The sequence below is a fragment of the Fulvivirga aurantia genome (genome assembly GCF_009711475.1).
Lineage (GTDB): Bacteria > Bacteroidota > Bacteroidia > Cytophagales > Cyclobacteriaceae > Fulvivirga > Fulvivirga aurantia.
Genome location: NZ_SMMD01000183.1, coordinates 1 through 856 on the forward strand (window position 1 = coordinate 1; position 856 = coordinate 856).

Here is an 856-nt window from a genome sequence, read left to right on the forward strand (position 1 = left end):
TAAAAATGCGTCTTTATCTATTTTAGGGACAGCGAAGTATTCATAAGTAGCAGGAACCTCATATTCTTTGAGTTCGACCGTCAATGCTTCGCCATTAGATTTTATGCTATACGGCTCATCAATTTCAAATTCTACCGTAGTTTGATTTTCTATAACAGTTGTAGAAATTGTAGGAGCTTTTACTTTCTTTGGCAAAGAGTTATTACCCCTAACTGTGACACCAGCCGCTCTTGATTGCAACCCAGTCACTACAACTTCAGAGAGCTGCTGAACATCTGAATCTAACTGAACATCAATCACAGACCGGGTACCAATGGGTATCTCTTGAGTGGCTAACCCTATGAATGAAAAGATAAGTGTATTAGCATCATTGGGCAAAGTGAGGGAATAGTTGCCTTGCAGGTCGGTTACGGTGCCGATTGTCGTCCCCTTAACTATAACATTTACTCCAGGTAGCTCACTACCATCTTCAGAACTTATTACTTTTCCAGAAACGCTATTTTTTCGAAAACCATACCTGTCCTTAGCTATTGGTTGAAACCTTGTATATCTGGCAAAATTTATACGCCAGGGCTCTAGCTCTGGAGCTACTCCACTTTGGTTAGGGTTTCCGTTGGAGAACTTTAACTTCACATTATGCCAGTCTACCCCGGTATTCTGATATGCACTTGCTTTATACTTTAAGTTTATGGGTTTGTCAACACTTACTGCTCTCACATCATATTTTGGAAACCACCCAGCATTACCCACCATATATGAAATTGAAAGATCACCTTTCAGTGAATTTTTAGCTTCAACTCTTACTATTATCTCACTAGCAGGAAGTTCACCAGATTGACGCACTTTTTCTGTTTGC

At 40.0% G+C, this 856-nt stretch carries 1 protein-coding gene; it reads right to left on the reverse strand.

Going from position 1 to position 856, the window contains the following annotated elements:
- Nucleotides 1–843 (reverse strand): DUF4139 domain-containing protein (locus tag E1176_RS00560; protein WP_155208644.1); only part of this gene is annotated, 843 nt, incomplete at its 3' end.
- Nucleotides 844–856: the final 13 nt, after the last annotated feature.